The 17,425-nt window shown below is 37.8% G+C and carries 20 protein-coding genes and 5 tRNA genes; 14 read left to right on the top strand and 11 right to left on the bottom strand.

Annotation, left to right across the window (positions count from 1 at the left end):
- Positions 1-5 precede the first annotated feature (5 nt).
- From H6791_01490 to H6791_01460, 7 genes are all read left to right on the top strand, one after another.
- Positions 6-539 (top strand): methyltransferase domain-containing protein, encoded by a 534-nt coding sequence (locus H6791_01490; protein USN95080.1) that lies wholly within the window; start codon positions 6-8, stop codon positions 537-539.
- A 2-nt stretch (positions 540-541) separates the two neighbouring features.
- A complete protein-coding gene (locus H6791_01485; GenBank protein ID USN95079.1) occupies positions 542-1,855 on the top strand; it encodes an extracellular solute-binding protein in 1,314 nt (437 codons plus the stop codon).
- Between the two features lie 9 nt (positions 1,856-1,864).
- The gene (locus H6791_01480; GenBank protein USN95078.1) at positions 1,865-2,287 is read left to right on the top strand and encodes a hypothetical protein; all 423 of its coding nucleotides are present in this window, start codon (positions 1,865-1,867) and stop codon (positions 2,285-2,287) included.
- Positions 2,288-2,296: 9 nt separating this feature from the next.
- A complete protein-coding gene (locus H6791_01475) occupies positions 2,297-2,734 on the top strand; it encodes a hypothetical protein (GenBank protein ID USN95077.1) in 438 nt (145 codons plus the stop codon).
- Between the two features lie 3 nt (positions 2,735-2,737).
- Entirely contained in the window at positions 2,738-3,208 is a 471-nt protein-coding gene (locus H6791_01470; protein ID USN95076.1) for a hypothetical protein, read from the top strand.
- Between the two features lie 85 nt (positions 3,209-3,293).
- Complete coding sequence (locus tag H6791_01465; protein USN95075.1) at positions 3,294-3,653, top strand: hypothetical protein; 360 nt, start codon at positions 3,294-3,296, stop codon at positions 3,651-3,653.
- 10 nt (positions 3,654-3,663) lie between these two features.
- The gene (locus H6791_01460; GenBank protein ID USN95074.1) at positions 3,664-3,963 is read left to right on the top strand and encodes a hypothetical protein; all 300 of its coding nucleotides are present in this window, start codon (positions 3,664-3,666) and stop codon (positions 3,961-3,963) included.
- Positions 3,964-4,002: 39 nt separating this feature from the next.
- On the opposite strand, the gene H6791_01455 is transcribed toward H6791_01460, so the two are convergent.
- The 5 genes from H6791_01455 to H6791_01435 form a co-directional block, all read right to left on the bottom strand.
- The gene (locus H6791_01455) at positions 4,003-4,233 is read right to left on the bottom strand and encodes a hypothetical protein (GenBank protein ID USN95073.1); all 231 of its coding nucleotides are present in this window, start codon (positions 4,231-4,233) and stop codon (positions 4,003-4,005) included.
- A 236-nt stretch (positions 4,234-4,469) separates the two neighbouring features.
- Positions 4,470-4,847, bottom strand: a complete 378-nt coding sequence (locus H6791_01450) for a hypothetical protein (protein ID USN95072.1) — start codon at positions 4,845-4,847, stop codon at positions 4,470-4,472.
- A gap of 90 nt (positions 4,848-4,937) precedes the next feature.
- A complete protein-coding gene (locus H6791_01445; GenBank protein ID USN95071.1) occupies positions 4,938-5,465 on the bottom strand; it encodes a hypothetical protein in 528 nt (175 codons plus the stop codon).
- Between the two features lie 10 nt (positions 5,466-5,475).
- Positions 5,476-6,936, bottom strand: coding sequence for a hypothetical protein (locus tag H6791_01440; GenBank protein USN95070.1), 1,461 nt, complete (start codon positions 6,934-6,936; stop codon positions 5,476-5,478).
- Positions 6,937-7,051: 115 nt separating this feature from the next.
- Positions 7,052-7,324, bottom strand: a complete 273-nt coding sequence (locus tag H6791_01435) for a hypothetical protein (protein ID USN95069.1) — start codon at positions 7,322-7,324, stop codon at positions 7,052-7,054.
- Positions 7,325-7,589: 265 nt separating this feature from the next.
- Here H6791_01435 and H6791_01430 point away from each other — a divergent pair.
- From H6791_01430 to H6791_01420, 3 genes are all read left to right on the top strand, one after another.
- Positions 7,590-7,662, top strand: a tRNA-Lys gene (locus tag H6791_01430).
- Between the two features lie 178 nt (positions 7,663-7,840).
- Positions 7,841-7,922 (top strand) — tRNA-Leu (locus H6791_01425).
- A gap of 347 nt (positions 7,923-8,269) precedes the next feature.
- On the top strand, positions 8,270-8,509 hold the full coding sequence (locus tag H6791_01420) for a hypothetical protein (protein ID USN95068.1): 240 nt from the start codon (positions 8,270-8,272) through the stop codon (positions 8,507-8,509).
- 259 nt (positions 8,510-8,768) lie between these two features.
- On the opposite strand, the gene H6791_01415 is transcribed toward H6791_01420, so the two are convergent.
- Together H6791_01415 and H6791_01410 are read right to left on the bottom strand one after the other, a co-directional pair.
- On the bottom strand, positions 8,769-9,497 hold the full coding sequence (locus H6791_01415) for a hypothetical protein (protein ID USN95067.1): 729 nt from the start codon (positions 9,495-9,497) through the stop codon (positions 8,769-8,771).
- 67 nt (positions 9,498-9,564) lie between these two features.
- A tRNA-Leu gene (locus H6791_01410) sits at positions 9,565-9,650 on the bottom strand.
- A gap of 170 nt (positions 9,651-9,820) precedes the next feature.
- Here H6791_01410 and H6791_01405 point away from each other — a divergent pair.
- Positions 9,821-9,894 (top strand) — tRNA-Cys (locus tag H6791_01405).
- 101 nt (positions 9,895-9,995) lie between these two features.
- On the opposite strand, the gene H6791_01400 is transcribed toward H6791_01405, so the two are convergent.
- The 3 genes from H6791_01400 to H6791_01390 all read right to left on the bottom strand — a co-directional run bounded on the left by H6791_01400 (position 9,996) and on the right by H6791_01390 (position 12,360).
- On the bottom strand, positions 9,996-10,322 hold the full coding sequence (locus tag H6791_01400; protein ID USN95066.1) for a ribosome-binding factor A: 327 nt from the start codon (positions 10,320-10,322) through the stop codon (positions 9,996-9,998).
- A 4-nt stretch (positions 10,323-10,326) separates the two neighbouring features.
- On the bottom strand, positions 10,327-11,826 hold the full coding sequence (gene infB / locus H6791_01395) for a translation initiation factor IF-2 (GenBank protein USN95065.1): 1,500 nt from the start codon (positions 11,824-11,826) through the stop codon (positions 10,327-10,329).
- A gap of 75 nt (positions 11,827-11,901) precedes the next feature.
- Positions 11,902-12,360 (bottom strand): DUF4446 family protein, encoded by a 459-nt coding sequence (locus H6791_01390; GenBank protein USN95064.1) that lies wholly within the window; start codon positions 12,358-12,360, stop codon positions 11,902-11,904.
- A 55-nt stretch (positions 12,361-12,415) separates the two neighbouring features.
- Here H6791_01390 and H6791_01385 point away from each other — a divergent pair, with 55 nt between their 5' ends.
- From H6791_01385 to H6791_01375, 3 genes are read left to right on the top strand one after another with little or no spacing between them, the layout of a single operon-like run.
- Positions 12,416-13,654, top strand: a complete 1,239-nt coding sequence (locus tag H6791_01385) for an aminotransferase class V-fold PLP-dependent enzyme (protein USN95063.1) — start codon at positions 12,416-12,418, stop codon at positions 13,652-13,654.
- Positions 13,655-13,698: 44 nt separating this feature from the next.
- Positions 13,699-14,412, top strand: coding sequence for a hypothetical protein (locus H6791_01380; protein USN95062.1), 714 nt, complete (start codon positions 13,699-13,701; stop codon positions 14,410-14,412).
- A 44-nt stretch (positions 14,413-14,456) separates the two neighbouring features.
- Positions 14,457-17,153 (top strand): AAA family ATPase, encoded by a 2,697-nt coding sequence (locus H6791_01375; GenBank protein USN95061.1) that lies wholly within the window; start codon positions 14,457-14,459, stop codon positions 17,151-17,153.
- A 140-nt stretch (positions 17,154-17,293) separates the two neighbouring features.
- On the opposite strand, the gene H6791_01370 is transcribed toward H6791_01375, so the two are convergent.
- Positions 17,294-17,377, bottom strand: a tRNA-Tyr gene (locus H6791_01370).
- Positions 17,378-17,425: the final 48 nt, after the last annotated feature.

Below are 17,425 nucleotides of genomic sequence, written 5' to 3'. Positions count from 1 at the left end.
AGACTATGCAAGATTTCCTAGATCCTAAAAAAGCGTTGAAAGAAATAAAAGTTCACGAGGGTCACAAAGTGGGTGACTTTGGATGTGGGACAGGTGGTTTTACAAAAGTTCTTGGACCAATAGTTGGTACTACTGGTAGAGTTTTTGCTGTCGATGTGCAGAAAAGTATTTGTGACAGGCTAGAGAAAGAAGTCAAAGAAGGTGTATACGAAAACACTACAGTTATCTGGGGTGATATCGAGAAGAAAAACGGTACAAAAATAAACGATGGATTTCTAGATTTTGTTTTTTTTGCAAACACATTGTTTCTTGTAGAAGATAAGTTTGGTGCAATAAAAGAAGCTACTAGAACACTAAAAAAGGGCGGAAGAATAGTTGTTATAGATTGGACAGACTCTTGGGGTGGTATCGGTCCACACAAGGATCACCTTTTCACAAAGACAGATGCAAAAGATTTATTTATGAAATTTGGCATGAATGTGGAAAAGGAGTTTGACGCAGGTGCTCATCACTATGGGATAATATTGAAAAGCCAATAATTATGGGAGCAAATAAAATATCACCATTTCAAATAATTTTACTTGTAGCGTTTGGTTTTATAATCATAATCGCTGTGATGATTTTTTCTGGTGCTATAAACTTGGGTAGTAAAAACCAAGCCGATACACTTTCTGGAAAAGTTGTTATATGGGGATTTTTCCCAAGCTCTACAATGAGGGAAGTTATATCTCCTATACAATCCAAGTACGAGAATCTGACAATCTCTTATGTAGAGAAAAACTACGCAACATTTGGAGCAGATCTATCTGAGGCACTTGCTTCGGGAAATGGTCCAGATATGTTTATGGTTACAAGCGATACACTTCTCCGAGATTTGAACAAATCGTTTACAACATCTTTTGATACATACCCACTTAGAACTTATAGAAATACGTTTGTAGAAGGCGCAGAACTATTTCTAGGAAATGACGGTGTTATGGCATTCCCGCTTACTATCGACCCGTTGGTTCTTTATTGGAATAGAGACATGTTCAATTCTGCGGGTATTGTTTCTCCGCCGGCTACTTGGGGAGATCTTTACAAGATCGTACCAACTCTTTCAGAAAAAACTTCTCAAGGCATACTTTCTAAAAGCGCTATATCTCTAGGAGAATACGACAACGTGACTCATGCCAAGGACATACTTTCTATGTTCTTTATACAAACAGGAAACAAGATAGTAACTCGTGATTCAGACGGTAGTTACTACAGTACTCTTTCTGCTACAACTTCTGGCGGAGAATCTCCTGGAGCGAGTATCATAAGGTTCTATACAGACTTCTCTAACCCTTCTAGCGATTACTTTTCTTGGAGCAAATCTCTTCCTGATTCAAAAGATTATTTTATAGCAGGGAACTTGGCTATGTATATAGGATACGCGAGCGAAGTTTATGACATAAGAGCCAAGAACCCAAACCTAAACTTTGATGTAACTCGTATACCACAACTAGAGTCTTCTTCTAATGATCTTACTTTTGGGCGTGTATATGGAATCACAACAACAAGAAACACAGCACAAAGAACCGCTGCTTTCTACATAGCACAAGACCTGTCTTCTTCTGACTCGGTTGCACTTTTGTCTAGTTTTTTGAAAACAATACCAGTTAGAAGAGATCTACTTTCATCGCTTCCAGCAGATCCGTATATAAACTCTTTCTATCAATCAGCGCTTTTGGCGAGAAGTTGGTATGATCCAAATCCGACATCTACAAGTGGAATATTCCAAAACATGATCAAAGACGTAACAACAGGATTTTATTCACCAGAAGGTGCACTCAAGAGAGCAAATGATGCCCTGGATAATCTTTTGAGATAAAATATAAGTATGAAAAAAGTAATTTTATTTTCTATAATGTTGGCAGTTATATCTACCGTTTTCTTTGGTAGTTTTGCTCACGCAGAAACAACATACACAACAGAGCCTGTTGGCTTGGTCCATTGCGGTGGTTATGGAGCTGATGGCAATCCAGAATATCCGTGCAACTTTGAATTTGTTATAGGAACAATGGAGAATGTTATAGATTTTCTTCTATTTACTATTGCTATGCCTCTTGCTGCGCTGGCGTTTATGTATGCCGGATTTCTATACCTTACAGCAGGGTCAAACCCTGGAAATGTCTCGAAGGCCAAGAAGATTTTCTGGAATGTATTGTGGGGACTTGTTATAGCTCTTGCTGCTTGGCTAGCTATATATACGCTCATGACTATGCTAGGTGTTGATCCAGAATTGATTTATCTAGAAGGGTAATACTATAATATGAATGTGAACAAAAAATCTTTGAAAAAAATAGTTCTAATATCAATGACATGGTTTTTGATTTTGTCTGGAGTTTCTTTTGCACAAGATGGAGGGTCTGGTGGTGGACCAGACGGAGGATCCTCTGGTGCAGGAGAGTCAGCAACTCTAGATTTCCAACTCAACAACCCACTTTCAGACGAGATAAACTCTATACCCGTACTTATATCCAAGATACTGGATATTGTTATATTTATAATGGTTCCGATAATAACACTCATGGTTATCTACACAGGATTTATGTTTGTGGTAGCCAGAGGAAAGCCTGCTGAGCTTGAAAAGGCGAAGAAAGCGCTTATGTGGACTCTTATCGGTGCGGCTATAATACTCGGCGCATGGACACTTGCTGAGGTTCTGGGAGGAACTATAGATTGTCTAAAACCCGGTGTAACTTGTTAAAATATGAAAAGAAATATATATAAAAACTTAATATCGATAGCGGTGCTAAGCATAATTTTTGTAGGGACGTTTGCTCTAGCTGCTGGTCCTGGTCCAGATATCTTCATATCTGGCGACTCCGGAGATATTGTTTTCGAAGCCAGTGGTTCAGAATCTTCTTCTAGCGCTTTTTGTCCTAGTGAACTAACAGATCTAAAAAGTTTGGTTATATGGGTTATATGTTTTATAACTCAAGCTCTTGTACCTCTAGCTTTTGCTATTGCACTAGTATTGTTTATCTGGGGAGTTGTTATGTATATGAGAAATGCTGATAACGCTTCAAAAAGAAAAGAGGGCGCTCAGTATATACTATGGGGAATATTTGCACTCTTCGTCATGCTTTCTGTGTGGGGGCTTGTAGCAGTGCTCTCAAACACATTTGGTCAGCAAAACGCTATTCCACAACTCCCTGTAGCTGACCCTGGTACATACTAGCCCATACTGTGGTATAATACACTTTGTAAACAAGAGTTTTCATAAGACTCGTTTATTTATAAGAATTCTTAATTTATAAATTATTATGAAAAAAATATTACCAATCTCTATAGCTTTGACACCGTTTTTGGCTTTTGCTCAAACAGGTGGAACAGACGCTGGAGATATATTTAACACTATAGCTGAAATTGTTGGTGCTATAATTCCGTTTCTTATCACAATAGCGATAATCGTGTTTATCTGGGGAGTTATCCAGTTCGTTATCGCAAAAGACGACGGTACAAAAGAAAAGGGAAGAAACGTTATGATTTCTGGTATCATCGGATTGTTTGTAATTCTTGCAGTGTTTGGTCTTATAAGAGTTATCTCAAATACTTTTGAGATAGATCAAGGAGGAACAATTATAGAAGGTGATATCCCAGGAGTAGAAATTCCAACTCTTTAATCTCTAAAGAATGATTAATTTTATCCCAAAAGCATATGCTGCAGGTGAACCACCCGCAGTTGTCAAAGAGATAGTGGGCAAGATAAACGCGTATATCATAAACCCGCTTATCATACTTATGTTTGCTGTTGCTCTTATAGTTTTCCTGTATGGAGTTATAGAGTTTATAGCGATCAAGACAGATCAAGCCAGAAAAAACGGTAAGAATCATATGCTTTGGGGAATAATAGGAATGTTTATTATGGTTTCTGTATTCACCATACTTCGTATAATAGCTAATACAGTTGGAAGTGACGTTCAGATTCCCTAAGAAATAAAAAAGAAAAGGCCGGATTATTCCGGCCTTTTTTCAAGTAATTTTTTTGAGCTTTACGACTGATATCGTATATTTTCCTGGTATCCAGGTTTCCGTTAGCCATGAATGATATCCGTGACTCCACGTAGCTCTGATCTCCAGATATTCTCCGTATCCGAGATTTTTACTTCTTTCTTTTATTTTATCTCGGCCCTCAATGCTCGTTTGAGCGAGCACTGTTTTGATACTTCCATCACTTATCCCAACGAAAATTGGAATTTTCATATTATTATTTGTGAGGATTTCAGCATCTATAAAGCCGATGATTGTTTCGCCAAGATACAGAGAATCTGCTTTTTGGGCAAATATCACTGTTGATGACAAAAGGGCAATGATTGCTAAAAGAACTTTTTTCATCTTGTTGTTTTTCTATATTATATCATATAGTATAGTATATGTCAATGTAAAAAGCCGAACTCAATAATTGTGAGCTCGGCTTTCAAAATTTTGCATTCACAATCTTACGGTGATATTCCGGATAGAGTGTAATAGTAGTCTGTTACAAATCCGTCCAGATCTCTTTGTACAACCAGACTTGCAGTTATAGACACGTTCTCCCAACCGTTGTAGTAGCAACTGGTCAGAAGATCTTGGTATGTATTGTATGAGTTGTGTTCCGCTACTGAGACCCTGTTGTATTGGTCTGTGAACGATATGGAACTTTGACTCACTGGATCTGCAAATAGTCTTCCGTAGAGGACTTGGTCCATTCCAATGGTTGGATCACCATATTGTCCATCCCCGTTTTTGGGAGGAAGATTACAGGTATTGCAATCATTACAACCCGTTCCTACAATCACCAAAATAGAGATTGTGAATAAAAAGATCAGATTTTTCATAGCTTTCGATTTCTTTATATAATATCATACTTTATCTAAGAAGTCAAGTATTAAAAAAGGCGGTGCATTTGCACCGCCTTTGTGGTTTTTTCAGGGCTTTGGCCCGTCATAGATAGTAACATCAACCGTTATGGTTTCTGTTGCACCTTCGGGCAGCATTAGCCTTACTTTTTCAACCTTTCTCGGGAAGTCGTGGTACCTTTCTTTTGGTAGGGATACCCAATCACTACCGTCTGTTGAGACTTCGTAACTCTTTCCATGTCCATCACACTCCCACCCATTTCCATCGATTTCGATTTCTACCGGGTTTGTGTTCGGACTAAGCGTTACTGGCACCACAGAAGGTGGTTTTGGCTTCTTGATTTCAGTTATGGCCGATCTTTTCACGCTCACTGCGTTATCAATAGTGGAGAGTCCTCTGCTTATAAAAGCATACAGGATAAAGAAGATGACAAACACTATGATAATACCTCCAGTTATGTCAGGAATCTTGAACTTCGGTCTTGAATACCTCGATCCAGAACCAATCTTCCAGGGGAAGATTGGTTTTTTGACGAGCCGTCTGTAGACAACCCAGAAAACCACGAAAAACAGAATGAACTTGATTACATTTTCCATTTAGTCCTCCTTATTTACCACGGTTATCAACTAAAATGCTTGCACCACCATCGCCACCTGGGGCAAAGGTTGTGATATCAGAATCTCTGATAGCTTTTGCCTTAGTTACTTCTGCCGCTTTGGTTTTGTCTCCACCGGTTTCGATGTCCAGTTGCTTTTCTAAAACCTCATTCTTGGCTTCACCAACTTTTCTTTCGTATTCGGCGTCACCTTTTGCTTGGTTTTTCCTGGCGTCTCTTTCTCCTTCAGACTTTGTGACCGTTGTTTGTTTATCAATGGTCGCTTGTGTTTTGTTAGCAAGTGCTTCGGAGACTCTTTTTGGAAACGTTGGCTCGAGCAGTACACACTCAAGGATATCTACCCCTGAGTCAGTATCGTCCTCTTCACCAGGCTGAACGGAAAATGTTTCCTCCAGTTTGGTTTTGAGTTTCTGATCGATTTCTTTTCTTTTTTTCAGAATCATGGCCGGTGTCATTTTTGCAAATTCGATTGACCAAACAGCCTCGGCATCATCTCTGATAAGTCTTGAGACTTTTTCGATGGAGCCCATGTTTTGCTTAAAGAATAGGTATTTTCCGGTTTTGATTCGGAATTTTACAATACCATTTGCAAGCATGGTCATCTGTTGGTGCAAATCTTCATTTTTGTATGAGTCATCTGCTCCTTCGGATGTTTTAGGAGATGCTGTTGTGATTCTGATCGGTCTAACCCACTCTTTTCCATTTGGAGCAAGACCGGAAGGTAATGGTTCATCATCACTTCCTTTGAAGACATTTTCCGGCTCTCCAGGGAGTTGAAGTTGGATTATTCCTCCGGGGTCTTTTAATAACTGGAATGTCGGGACTACTAAAACAAGTCCGTAGCCACGATCAAGCTCAACAAGAGCTTTTCCAAAGAAATATATCGCCCCGATTTCTTCAGCCCCTACGTGTTTGAAAGATACAGCAAGAACTGCAACTTCAATTGCACAAAGGGCGGTGAAAAACCAATCCTGGTATTGACCAAGATCAAAGTAGGACATGACCTCTTTTGCATTGAAGAGGTAAGTCAGAAAAACCATGGCCAAAAGAAAGGCCAATGTTCCCAGTTGCCACCAAAACCTCATACGGTTTTGGTAAGCTTGTGAAAATCTTTCTTTCATTTCTTTTCTCCTTTTTTTCTTTTTTTCCTGTATCTTTTTGAAATACTCTCTAACCTTCATTCGAAAGTTTTTGAGCTTTTTGCCGACCGTGTTTTTTGCACTCGTGGCTTTTTGTAAAAGATACCGGAATGGTTTTGAAATACTGGAGAAAATTTTCTTCCAGTTTAGTTTTTTTCTTTGCTGCCGGTTTCTGTTACCAGGACTTCTTTTCAAGAAGTTTTTTCTGACCAGAAAAACGATAATTAGTGCAACAGCAAGGACTAGAATGAATACAGGGAAGTACTCCTCAATGGAAGCAAAAATCCCTATAAAATCAATTTCCTGTTTCATTTAATTTTCAATTGTTTCGTTATATATTATACACGAAATATGGTCATTAGTCAAGGGTGGGGGAAAAGAAAAAAGCCCCTGATTTCAAGGGCTTTTATTAGGTTTGTTGTTCTGGTTAGTAATACCATTCGTAATCGTAAGGCACCTCTGCGAAGAGATCGAAATCCTGCTTCGGCAGGTATCTCGCCGTCCGCCATTTCATGGCGTCGATCATCTCTACACGAGGGCATTTGATTTGTTTTCGCGCAGCTCGCTTTTTGTTCTTGGGTAAACCACCGTTTCCAACAGCTGTTATGGTTGATCCACAAGAACAGATTAAAATACTTACCAGTAATACAAAGGTCAGTCTTTTCATTTTTTCTTTTATTATTCTTTTGTATTTTAACATAAAATAATAAAAGGTCAAGTATTTTATATTTTTATATATTAATACTCTTGAATTTTTTTATAAAAAAGGTTATTATCGTCAGATACTTTTCGAGTATATGGACCTATCCGCCCATAGCTTCCACCTTCGCCCTGACGGGCTACGGTGGACAGGCAGCTTTTGGCTTCGCTATGGAACGATACAAATCCGCCCATAGCTTCCACCTTCGCCCTGACGGGCTACGGTGGACAGGCAGCTTTTGGCTTCGCTATGGGTTTTGAAATTACCGCCCATAGCTCAGCTGGTAGAGCACTCGCCTCTTAAGCGATTGGTCCTTGGTTCGAGTCCAAGTGGGCGGACATTGGATTTGTATAATCCAATAAAGTTTTGAAAACTTTATATGCGCGGGTGGCCCTCCTTCGCTTCTTCTTTGCCAAGGCTACGAAGAACAAGGTAAAGCTACGAATGGGCGCACAAATATATTTGTTTTGTGGTATAAATTAAATGCAAAAATAATTAAAATTTTTTAATAAACATGCGCGGGTGGCGAAATTGGTAGACGCGCTAGTCTTAGGAACTAGTGGAGCAATCCGTGGAGGTTCAAGTCCTCTCCCGCGCACAAAATAATAATGAACCCAATGCGAAAGCATTGGGTGATTTATTTTTTACCACGAGAGGGGACTTGAAAGGCGGAGGTTGCGAAGCCATCACGAACAAAGTGAGTGATGTGACCGAGCCAGGGTCGTGAGTCCTGAGATTTTTCGAAGGAACTCCTGACCAAGTCCTCTCCCGCGCACTTCGATAAGCTCAGTACGAGCACATAACAAAAAGACCCGTATGGGTCTTTTTGTTATCTATTGTGTGCCCAGGGCGGGAATTACTGCAAGCAACTTGTTATGTAAATGTATTTACGAAATCATATTAAATTTATATCTAAATAAAATAAAAGTGGTATTATAAGTAATAATGAAAAATTTTGATTCTTGGATCAAGGAAAAAAAGAATATAAATAATAATGGCACTAAAAAACTTTTTCATCGTCGTGAAATTTGGTGGGCGTGTTTTGGTATAAACATAGGAAGAGAACAGGACGGAAGAGGTGATAATTTTGAAAGACCAATAATAATTCTTAAAAAGTTAAGTCAAGATACGTTTATTTGTCTACCTTTATCTACCAAAAAAAAAGTTAGAAAAATTTCAATCTAAAATAACCCATAATAATATTCAGGGTTTTGCTCTTTTGGATCAAACTAGAGTTTTGGACTCAAAGAGGTTACTTCGTAAAATAGGCACGGTCTCAAATGATGAATTTGAACCAATGAGATTAAAATTTAAGGAAATTTTATGAAAATCGAAAGCCCCGCTAATGCGGGGCTTTCTCGGAGGCCTAAGCCACTGTGTACTTTAATTATAGCAAAAAGACTTTTGGTGTCAAATTAATAAAATAAAGTTTCTTTATCCCAATCTAGATTTCATTTATTATTTCATTTATAGACAAGGGGTTGCTTATAAAGATTTTGACTACTAAGTAGAAAGGGGGAAGTATTTCTGGGGGGAAATTATCTTGAGGAGATATAATCCCAGAAGACTCTATAGAAATATTCAAAATCCTTATATTGTTATTTTTATCAATCGATAAATATCCATAACCTGTTACATTTATCGAATCGTATAAATACGGCACTAGTTCCAAGTTTTGCTCTGGGATTGATATGTATTTTTCCCAGCCGTATTCTTTTAAATACAAATCATAATATTCGGAAAGTTCTTTTTCATATGAAATAGATTTTTGATAATCAAGGTTTTCTTTTTGGGTAAACCAAAGAGTTCCTTTTATGTCGTTTATGTAATTATGAGAGTTTGATTCATATACTTTTGTCATTTCTTTGTATTCCTGAGATCCATCATTTTCTTGTATATTCCAGTCTCCATCTAAAAAATTGGTATCAAACACAAAGTCTTCTACTGATTTTTTGGGTTCAGAACTTTCTTTGGTATCAATAGAGTTACTTGACTCATCCGGGTCAGTATTATTTATCTTGTTGTTTTCTATATTAAATTCTCTTTCTGATTTCTCAACGTTTCTTTTTGTGTTTTTGTATGACTTATATTGATCAATAGCAAAAAATATAGACCCCAATATAAATAAGGTTATTATTGATATCAAACACTTTTTGTTTTTAATTATTTTCATTAGGTTAGAATTTAAAAGCACGCGTTTTATGTCGGCACACAGGGAACTCGCAAATCTAAAAATCTTGTGCTGGGAGCGGGAATCGAACCCGCACGGCATTTAATTGCCTGGGGATTTTAAGTCCCCTATGTCTACCTATTCCATCATCCCAGCATGGATTTTAAGTCCCCTATGTCTACCTACTCCATCACCCGGGCAGTCCCGCCTAAACTAGGTCGTCTATTCGGGCAGGTGGGGAGGTGCGAGTCCTTGGATTCGCCCCTTCACAAACGGTTTGAAGTATCACTTCAATTTTGGTATAGTGAACTCCTAATTGTTTTTATGGTGCAGTGGCGAAGATGGTCAACGCGGCGGTCTGCAAAACCGCTATGCGCCGGTTCGAATCCGGCCTGCACCTCCTTTGTTTGTGTGGGGTTGCAGATCCTTTTTTTATCTTCACCACTCTATCCAAATCTTACAAGAAGAATAAAGAAAATATAGCAAATAAAACCCTTATTCTCAATCTTTGTCTTGCTCTAGAAGTTCTATTATTCGATAACGATTTTTCTCACCCGCGTCTAAGTGCACTTCTATAAAAGGAACTTTGTGATTTTTTACAACACTACCAACATGCTTTCTGAGTTCAACAACGTTTCTTTTTAGAAAATCTAGAACAGCTTTTTCTTTTTCTTCTGGCATTACTGTTATATGGACGAAACATTTGTTTCCTTTTTTCTCATAAGATACTCCAGTCACAGTAATAAGCGAAGCACTGCTCGCTTCTTTTGAGATCCATTTTGCAACAACCTCTCTTATTATTTCTTCGTAGCCTTTTTTGTCTTGCATAGTTTTATATAGTTTTTCTTTCTGTAACTACAAGTACGTCTCCTGGTGCAATCTCGACTCTTGAGTCGATCATCATACCGCACTCTGTACCTTCTTTGACTTCGCCTACTTTTGCTCTGGCCGCTTCTAGTTTGTCTATTTCTCCTATTCCCAAGATATTTTCTCTCCTATCTATTTTGATTTTTGAGTTAGATTTTATATAGCCCTCTATGACTTTTCCTCCAACAACTTGCTTGTTTTTGGACTGATTGAATACTTTTATGATTTTTACTTTTCCGACAATTTCCTCTACTTCTTGTCTTGGTCTTCTTTTTTCCATTTCTTCCTCTAACCATTCAGTTAGTTTGTAGATTATATCGAAAAGTTGAACGTCTATCTTTGTTCCTTCGAGTGCTTCTTTTGCAGCATTGTCTAGTTTTGAGTTGAAGCCAACGATTATGCCATCTTCTCCAGCAGGGAATCTTTTTATATCTGATTCGTTTATAGAACCTGTTCCGCTATGAACGATTTTATAAGTAACGGTATCTTGCTCTAGTTCTTTGATTTTTTTCTCTATAGCTTCGCATGTTCCGCGAACATCTGTTTTTATAACTATAGGGATAGCGTATTGCCCTTCTTTTTCTTCAAAGCCTTCAGATTTGGTTTGGTTTTCTGCATTTTCTTTTGCGGCTTTTTCTGCGTCTTTTTTGTTTTCGTATGTTTCAAATATTTCTCCAGCTTCTGGTTCTTTATCGAAACCAGTTATTTTTATTGGAGTAGAGAAGCGAGCTTCTTTGATTTGCTTTCCGCTAGTGTCTTCAAAAATTCTTGTAGGAGCTATAGCATCTCCTACAACTATATAGTCACCTTTTTCTATCTTTCCATCTTTTACAACCAATACAGCAGTTATACCCCTCTTGGTATCTAGGTTTGTTTCTATGACGACTCCTTCGCCCTTTTTACCGAGATCTCCCTTCCAGTCTTCTAGATCTGCTGTAAGGATTATCATATCCATGAGAGAGTCTATTCCAGAACCTGTTTTTGCAGATATTTCTGCATATGGTGTTGTTCCACCAAATCCTTCTAGAAAAACACCCATTTCCATAAGTTCTGTTTTTATTCTGTCTACGTTTGCATCTGGCTTGTCTATTTTATTTATCGCTACAACAAATGGAAGGTTAGCAGTCTTGATAGTCTCGTAAGCTTCTTTAGTTTGTTTTTTTATACCGTCATCTGCTGCGATGATTAGTATCCCTATATCGGCTACATTTGCACCTCTGCTCCTCATAGAAGAAAAAGCTTCGTGTCCTGGTGTGTCGATAAAAGTAATCTTTCTTTCATCTCCTTCAGAGGTTTTGTGAGTTATTTCATATGCACCAAGATGCTGGGTTATACCACCAGCTTCTCCCGCTACTATGTTTGAGCTTCTGATATAGTCCAAAAGCGTTGATTTTCCATGATCAACGTGTCCCATAACTACCACAACCGGAGGCCTCTTTATTATTTTTTCTTCAGCTTTTTTCATAGTAAAAATAAGGATTTAGGGTTAGAAAAGACAAAAAACGCTTTTGGCGCATTGGTTTTCTTGTACTTAGAGATATTATATGTTTTTTAGTGCTTTGTCGAGGGCTTGCTTTTCTTCGGTAGAAAGTTCGAACTCTGAAGATAGGTTGTTTATAGGTTTACAGAAAAGACTCATTCTGTCTCTTGCATACAAAGAAGAGATGACAAAACCGTCTCTTTTTTCGTTTAGAAGAGCTACGCAGAAGCTTTGCATGCCACCAACATCTGGAAACGGGTTGTATCTAACAATACCAAGTCCACGCAAAGATTTTTCTGATTCTTCTTCGAGTTCTTTTATCCTTGTGTCAGAGTGTTCTCGTTTTTGTATTTCTGTTTTTAGTGCTTTGATTATATCTTCTAGAACATATTCTAGATCACCTGCATTTTTCCCAGCAAAAAACTTCTTTAGTTTTCTGTTTTGTTTGAGTATAAGAAAAATAGAAAAAGCCCCAAACAGAGTTCCAAGTGTCGCTAGAAAAAGTTCTATGTTCATCATGATAAGCCAAATTATACCAAATGCTTTTGAGGCAAAAAAGGTATATAATCGGAGTATGTTCAAAAGTAGAAAAAACAGGCTTTATTTCGACTATTCCTCTAGAACACCTATTAGAAAAGAGGCTTTGAAGGACTTTGTCCAGAAAGAAAGGTATTTTGGTAATTCTTCTTCTATTCATCAAAACGGAATAGAGGCTAGAAACATAATAAAAGAAGCCAAAGACATAATGGCCAAAAACATAGGCGGAAACTCTGACGAAATACTTTTTGTTTCTTCTGCTACACTCGGATCAAATATTTTTCTAAGAGGTGTTGTGCTTGCTGCAAAAAAGGGTGGGATACAAAACCCACACGTTATCGTAAGTATGATAGAACACGATTCTGTTCGTGGGATTTTCGATTCCTTTGAAAAAGAAGGAGTAGAGGTTTCCAGAGTGTCTTGTGACGAGTATGGTTATATAAACGAAGAAGAGTTTAAAAACACTCTCAAAGAAAATACTGTATTGGTTTCTTTTACATATGTAAGCAACGAGATTGGAACAGTTCAGAATATAAAAGAAATTTCAAAAATAATCAGGAACTTCAAAAAAGAAACTTTGAAAAGAAAAGAAGGTGGCAAACTTTCTGAAACACTTGATAGAAACTTTCACTACCCAGCGTTTTTTGTAGATGCGTGCCAAGCTTCTTGTTATATGGATCTGGATACAAAAACTTTGGGAGTAGATGGAATGATCCTAAACAGCTCCAAGTGTTATGGTCCAACAGGCGCGTCTATGCTTTTTGTGAAAAATTCTACACCTATAACCCCGATAGTTTGGGGAGGCAAAGATGAAGAAGATTTGTATCCTGGAACTATTTCGCCATCCTTGGTTCACGCTTTTGCCGTAGCAATAGATGAGACAAGAAAAAACATGACTCGTGATATAGAAAAAATTTCTAAACTAAGAGACAGGTTCGAGAAAGAAATACAAACAAAATCTTCTGACAGAATAGAAATACTAGGCAAAAAAGATGGCTTTTCTAGGTCGCCATCTATTTCTGGAATTTTTATAAAGGGGATACAAAGCGAACTTATGGTTATAGAAATGGATGAGAGGGGAATAAGTATTTCGTCTGGTAGTGCGTGTAGATCTTCTGAAGAAGAGATTGCAAGAATAGTTCCTGCTATAGGCAAAGACCCAAAGCATGATGACGGATTCGTGCGCATATCTTTTGGAAGAGAAAATACTGACAAAGACGTGGATGTGTTGGTAGAAAACTTTCTAGATATTTTGGACAAGTACGAAATATCGTAAAACCTTTTTTACTTTTATTTTTTTGATATAATATTGTTATGTCAATGGAGGATCTTACAAAAACACAATTGATACTTCTCTGTATTTTGATCAGCTTTGTTTCTGCTATCGCAACTTCTATAATCACAACTTCTCTTTTGGCTGAAGCTCCACTTCAGACAACGCAAACAATAAATAAAATAGTTCAAAACACAGTAGAAAGAGTGGTTCCTGAAGATATAGAATCAAAACCAAAAACTCAAGTTATTGTTCAGCCCGGAGAAGGTGAACTGATGGTTTCTGTTTTCGAAGAAACAAAAGATAAGAGAATCGCAATCTCAACAAAAGACGGAACCCTAGTTGGATATGCTTTTGCTATAGACGAAACACATCTTGTTTATAAAAATAGTTTAGACAGAGATGCAATCGGAGTTTTCTTTGGAGATGCTTTTTCTCCACTAGAGAAAACAAGTGAAGTTTTCGGACTAGTAATCGCTTCGATAAAAGATGGCAATACTTTCAAATACGTCGGACCCAAAGACGACAATGCTAGAACGGGGGAGACAATCGTGCTTATAAACCCAGAAAATCTACTTCTAGAAAGCACACACGTTTCTGGTATAGAAACAATAGATTCTGGCACCAGAGAAATCATAATGTCTAGCAAACCTAGTGTTTCTGGGCTAGGATCGATCGCTGTCGATCTAGAGGCAAATATCGTAGGATTTATAGGAGATGACGCTGGATCTCTAAAAATCATCGGATCTAGCTCTCTATAGACAAATCACTTTATTAGTGGTATAGTTGTAGTTACAAAAGAATTATGCAACCATTCAACAATTTCACAACAAAAGCAAAAGAAGCAATCAAGCGCTCTCATGAACTAGCTGTCGAGCGTGGTCAAAACCATGTAAACACATATCACATGTTGGCGGCTCTTTTGATGCAAGAAGAAAGTATCGTTATTTCTATACTAGAAAAAATGAATGTAGATGTTGAACTTCTTTCTGAAACTGTAATCGACATAATAGAAGATCCAGAAAGATCACAAACTCTTTCTCCATCTTTTCAGATATACGTTACACCAGACTTGGCACAAGTTCTCGATCAATCTGGAAAAGTCGCAAGATTTTTGAAAGATGAGTTTATATCGACAGAACACCTTTTTATCGCGATACTAGATTCTTCAGATGATGTAAGAGATTTTCTAGCGAAGTTCAAAATATCAAAAGACGAGGCTCTCACAATACTTGAAGATATAAGAAGCGGAAAGATAGATACAAATCCAAAAGAAAAAAGATTTAGACTTCTTTCAAAGTACACAAGAAACCTGACAGACATGGCTCGTGAAGACAAGCTAGATCCTGTTATAGGAAGAGATACAGAAATAATGCGTATCATGCAGATTCTTTCTCGTAGAACAAAAAACAATCCTATACTTATCGGAGAAGCTGGTACAGGAAAAACTGCTGCTGTAGAAGGTCTTGCCCAGAGGATAGCAAAAGGGGATGTATCTGAATCTCTAAAAAACAAAGAGATAGTTTCTCTAGACATCGGTTCCCTTCTTGCTGGAACAAAATACAGGGGCGAGTTCGAAGAAAGACTAAAGGGTGTAATGAAAGAAATGGAAAAGGCAGATGGAACTATAATCCTATTTATCGACGAGATACACACAATAGTTGGTGCTGGTGCAGCAGAAGGAGCTATGGATGCTTCAAACATGCTAAAACCTGCTCTTGCTAGAGGTGAACTAAGAGCTATAGGTGCAACAACTCTAAAAGAATACCAAAAACACATAGAAAAAGACCCAGCATTTGCTAGACGTTTTCAACCTGTGTTTGTAGATGAACCAAGTGTAGAAGACACTGTAGCAATCTTGAGAGGTTTGAAAGAAAAGTATGAGCTTTATCATGGAGTTCGTATAACTGATGACGCTATAGTTGCGGCTGTTAGTTTTTCGACAAGATATATAACAAACAGATTTCTACCAGACAAAGCAGTCGATCTAATCGACGAAGCTTCTTCGTCACTTCGTATTGCTCTTGAGAATAAACCCCAAGTTCTAGAAGACGCCCATAGAAAAATCATGAGATATGAGATAGAAAAAGAAGCCCTCAAGAAAGAAATAGATTCAAAGAAAAAATCTGGTGGAGAAACAAATAAAAAAACAAAAGAAAGGATTGATGAAATCAACAAAGAAATCGCAAACCTGAAAGAAAAGACTTCTGATATAGAGATCAGATGGAAGAACGAAAAAGAACTTCTTACTGCTATATCAAAGATCAAGAAGGAACTAGAGTCTATAAGACTAGAAGCAGAAAGTGCTGAAGCTAGAAGCGATCTCGGTAAAGCTGCAGAAATAAGATATGGAAAAATTCCAGTTCTAGAAAAAGAACTTGATCAGAAAATGACCAGACTAAAAAAACTTCAGAAATCTAGAAGAATCTTGAAAGAAGAAATCAACGAAGAAGATATAGCTGAAGTTGTTTCTCGTTGGACAGGGATACCACTGTCGAAGATGCTAGAAGAAGAAAGAGAGAAGCTTTCTCGCATGGAAGACGAGCTGAAGAAACGTGTTGTTGGACAAGACGAGGCAATCGAGAAAATCGCAGACGTAGTGAGACGCTCTCGTGCTGGTATAAGTGACCCGAACAAACCAATAGGATCATTTATTTTCCTAGGTCCAACAGGTGTTGGTAAAACAGAGCTTACTAAAACTCTAGCAGAGTTTATGTTCAATGATGAAAAAGCACTGATAAGAGTAGATATGTCAGAGTACATGGAAAGACACAGTGTTTCAAAACTAGTAGGTTCGCCTCCTGGATATGTTGGTTATGATGAAAGTGGACAGTTTACTGAAGCTGTAAGACATAGACCATACTCTGTAGTTTTGTTTGATGAGATCGAGAAGGCGCACCCAGAGGTGTTCAATATACTTCTTCAGGTACTAGATGAAGGAAGGCTAACAGATGGAAAAGGTAGAGTTGTAAACTTCAAGAATACAATCATAATCATGACAAGTAACTTGGGATCACAATTTATCGACAAGATGGAGTCTATGGGATTCTCAAACAATTCCGAAAAGCAGGATTACAAAAACATGAAAGACAAAGTAGATGGTGCGCTAAAAGACTTCTTTAGACCAGAATTCCTAAACCGTGTAGATGAAACAATAGTGTTTGATATCTTGTCAAAAGAAGTGATAAGAGAAATCGTAGAGATAAGACTAGAGAAGATGACCCAAAGACTAAAAGACAAAGGTATAGAAGTAGAGATCTCAAACAGTGCTCTAGAGTATCTAGCAAAAGAGGGTTATGACCCGCACTATGGTGCAAGACCACTAAATAGAATAATCCAAAACAAAATTCTTTCACCAGTTGCTTCTATGATTATAAAAGGAGAACTTCTAAAGAACGACACAGTTGTGATAGATGAGAAGGCTGAAAACCTAATAATCGAAAACAAAAAAACTGGAGGAAAAAGAACAAAGAAAAAAATAAAAGATGATGTTCTAGTATAAACAAAAAATCCCCTCATGGGGATTTTTTGTTTTTGTGCGCCGGGTCCTCCTCCGTAGAAGACTACGGACGGACACAGTAGGATATTCCTTTTATGGTGTGCATTAAAAAAATCCCAAAAGAATTTGGAATTTTTTTAATGTGCGCCGGGTAGGATTTGAACCTACGTAGCCCTAAGGGCGCTTGATTTACAGTCAAGTGCAATTGACCACTCTGCCACCGACGCATATTTATGCAAGTGTTTTAGTATTTTTATACTTTTTATCTGTCTAGG

It is taken from the genome of Candidatus Nomurabacteria bacterium, from assembly GCA_023898605.1.
In the GTDB taxonomy this organism is placed as follows: domain Bacteria; phylum Patescibacteriota; class Minisyncoccia; order Phycocordibacterales; family UBA9973; genus HK-STAS-PATE-34.
Note: the sequence above shows the minus strand (reverse complement) of the source record. Positions and strands in the feature narration are given on the sequence as shown.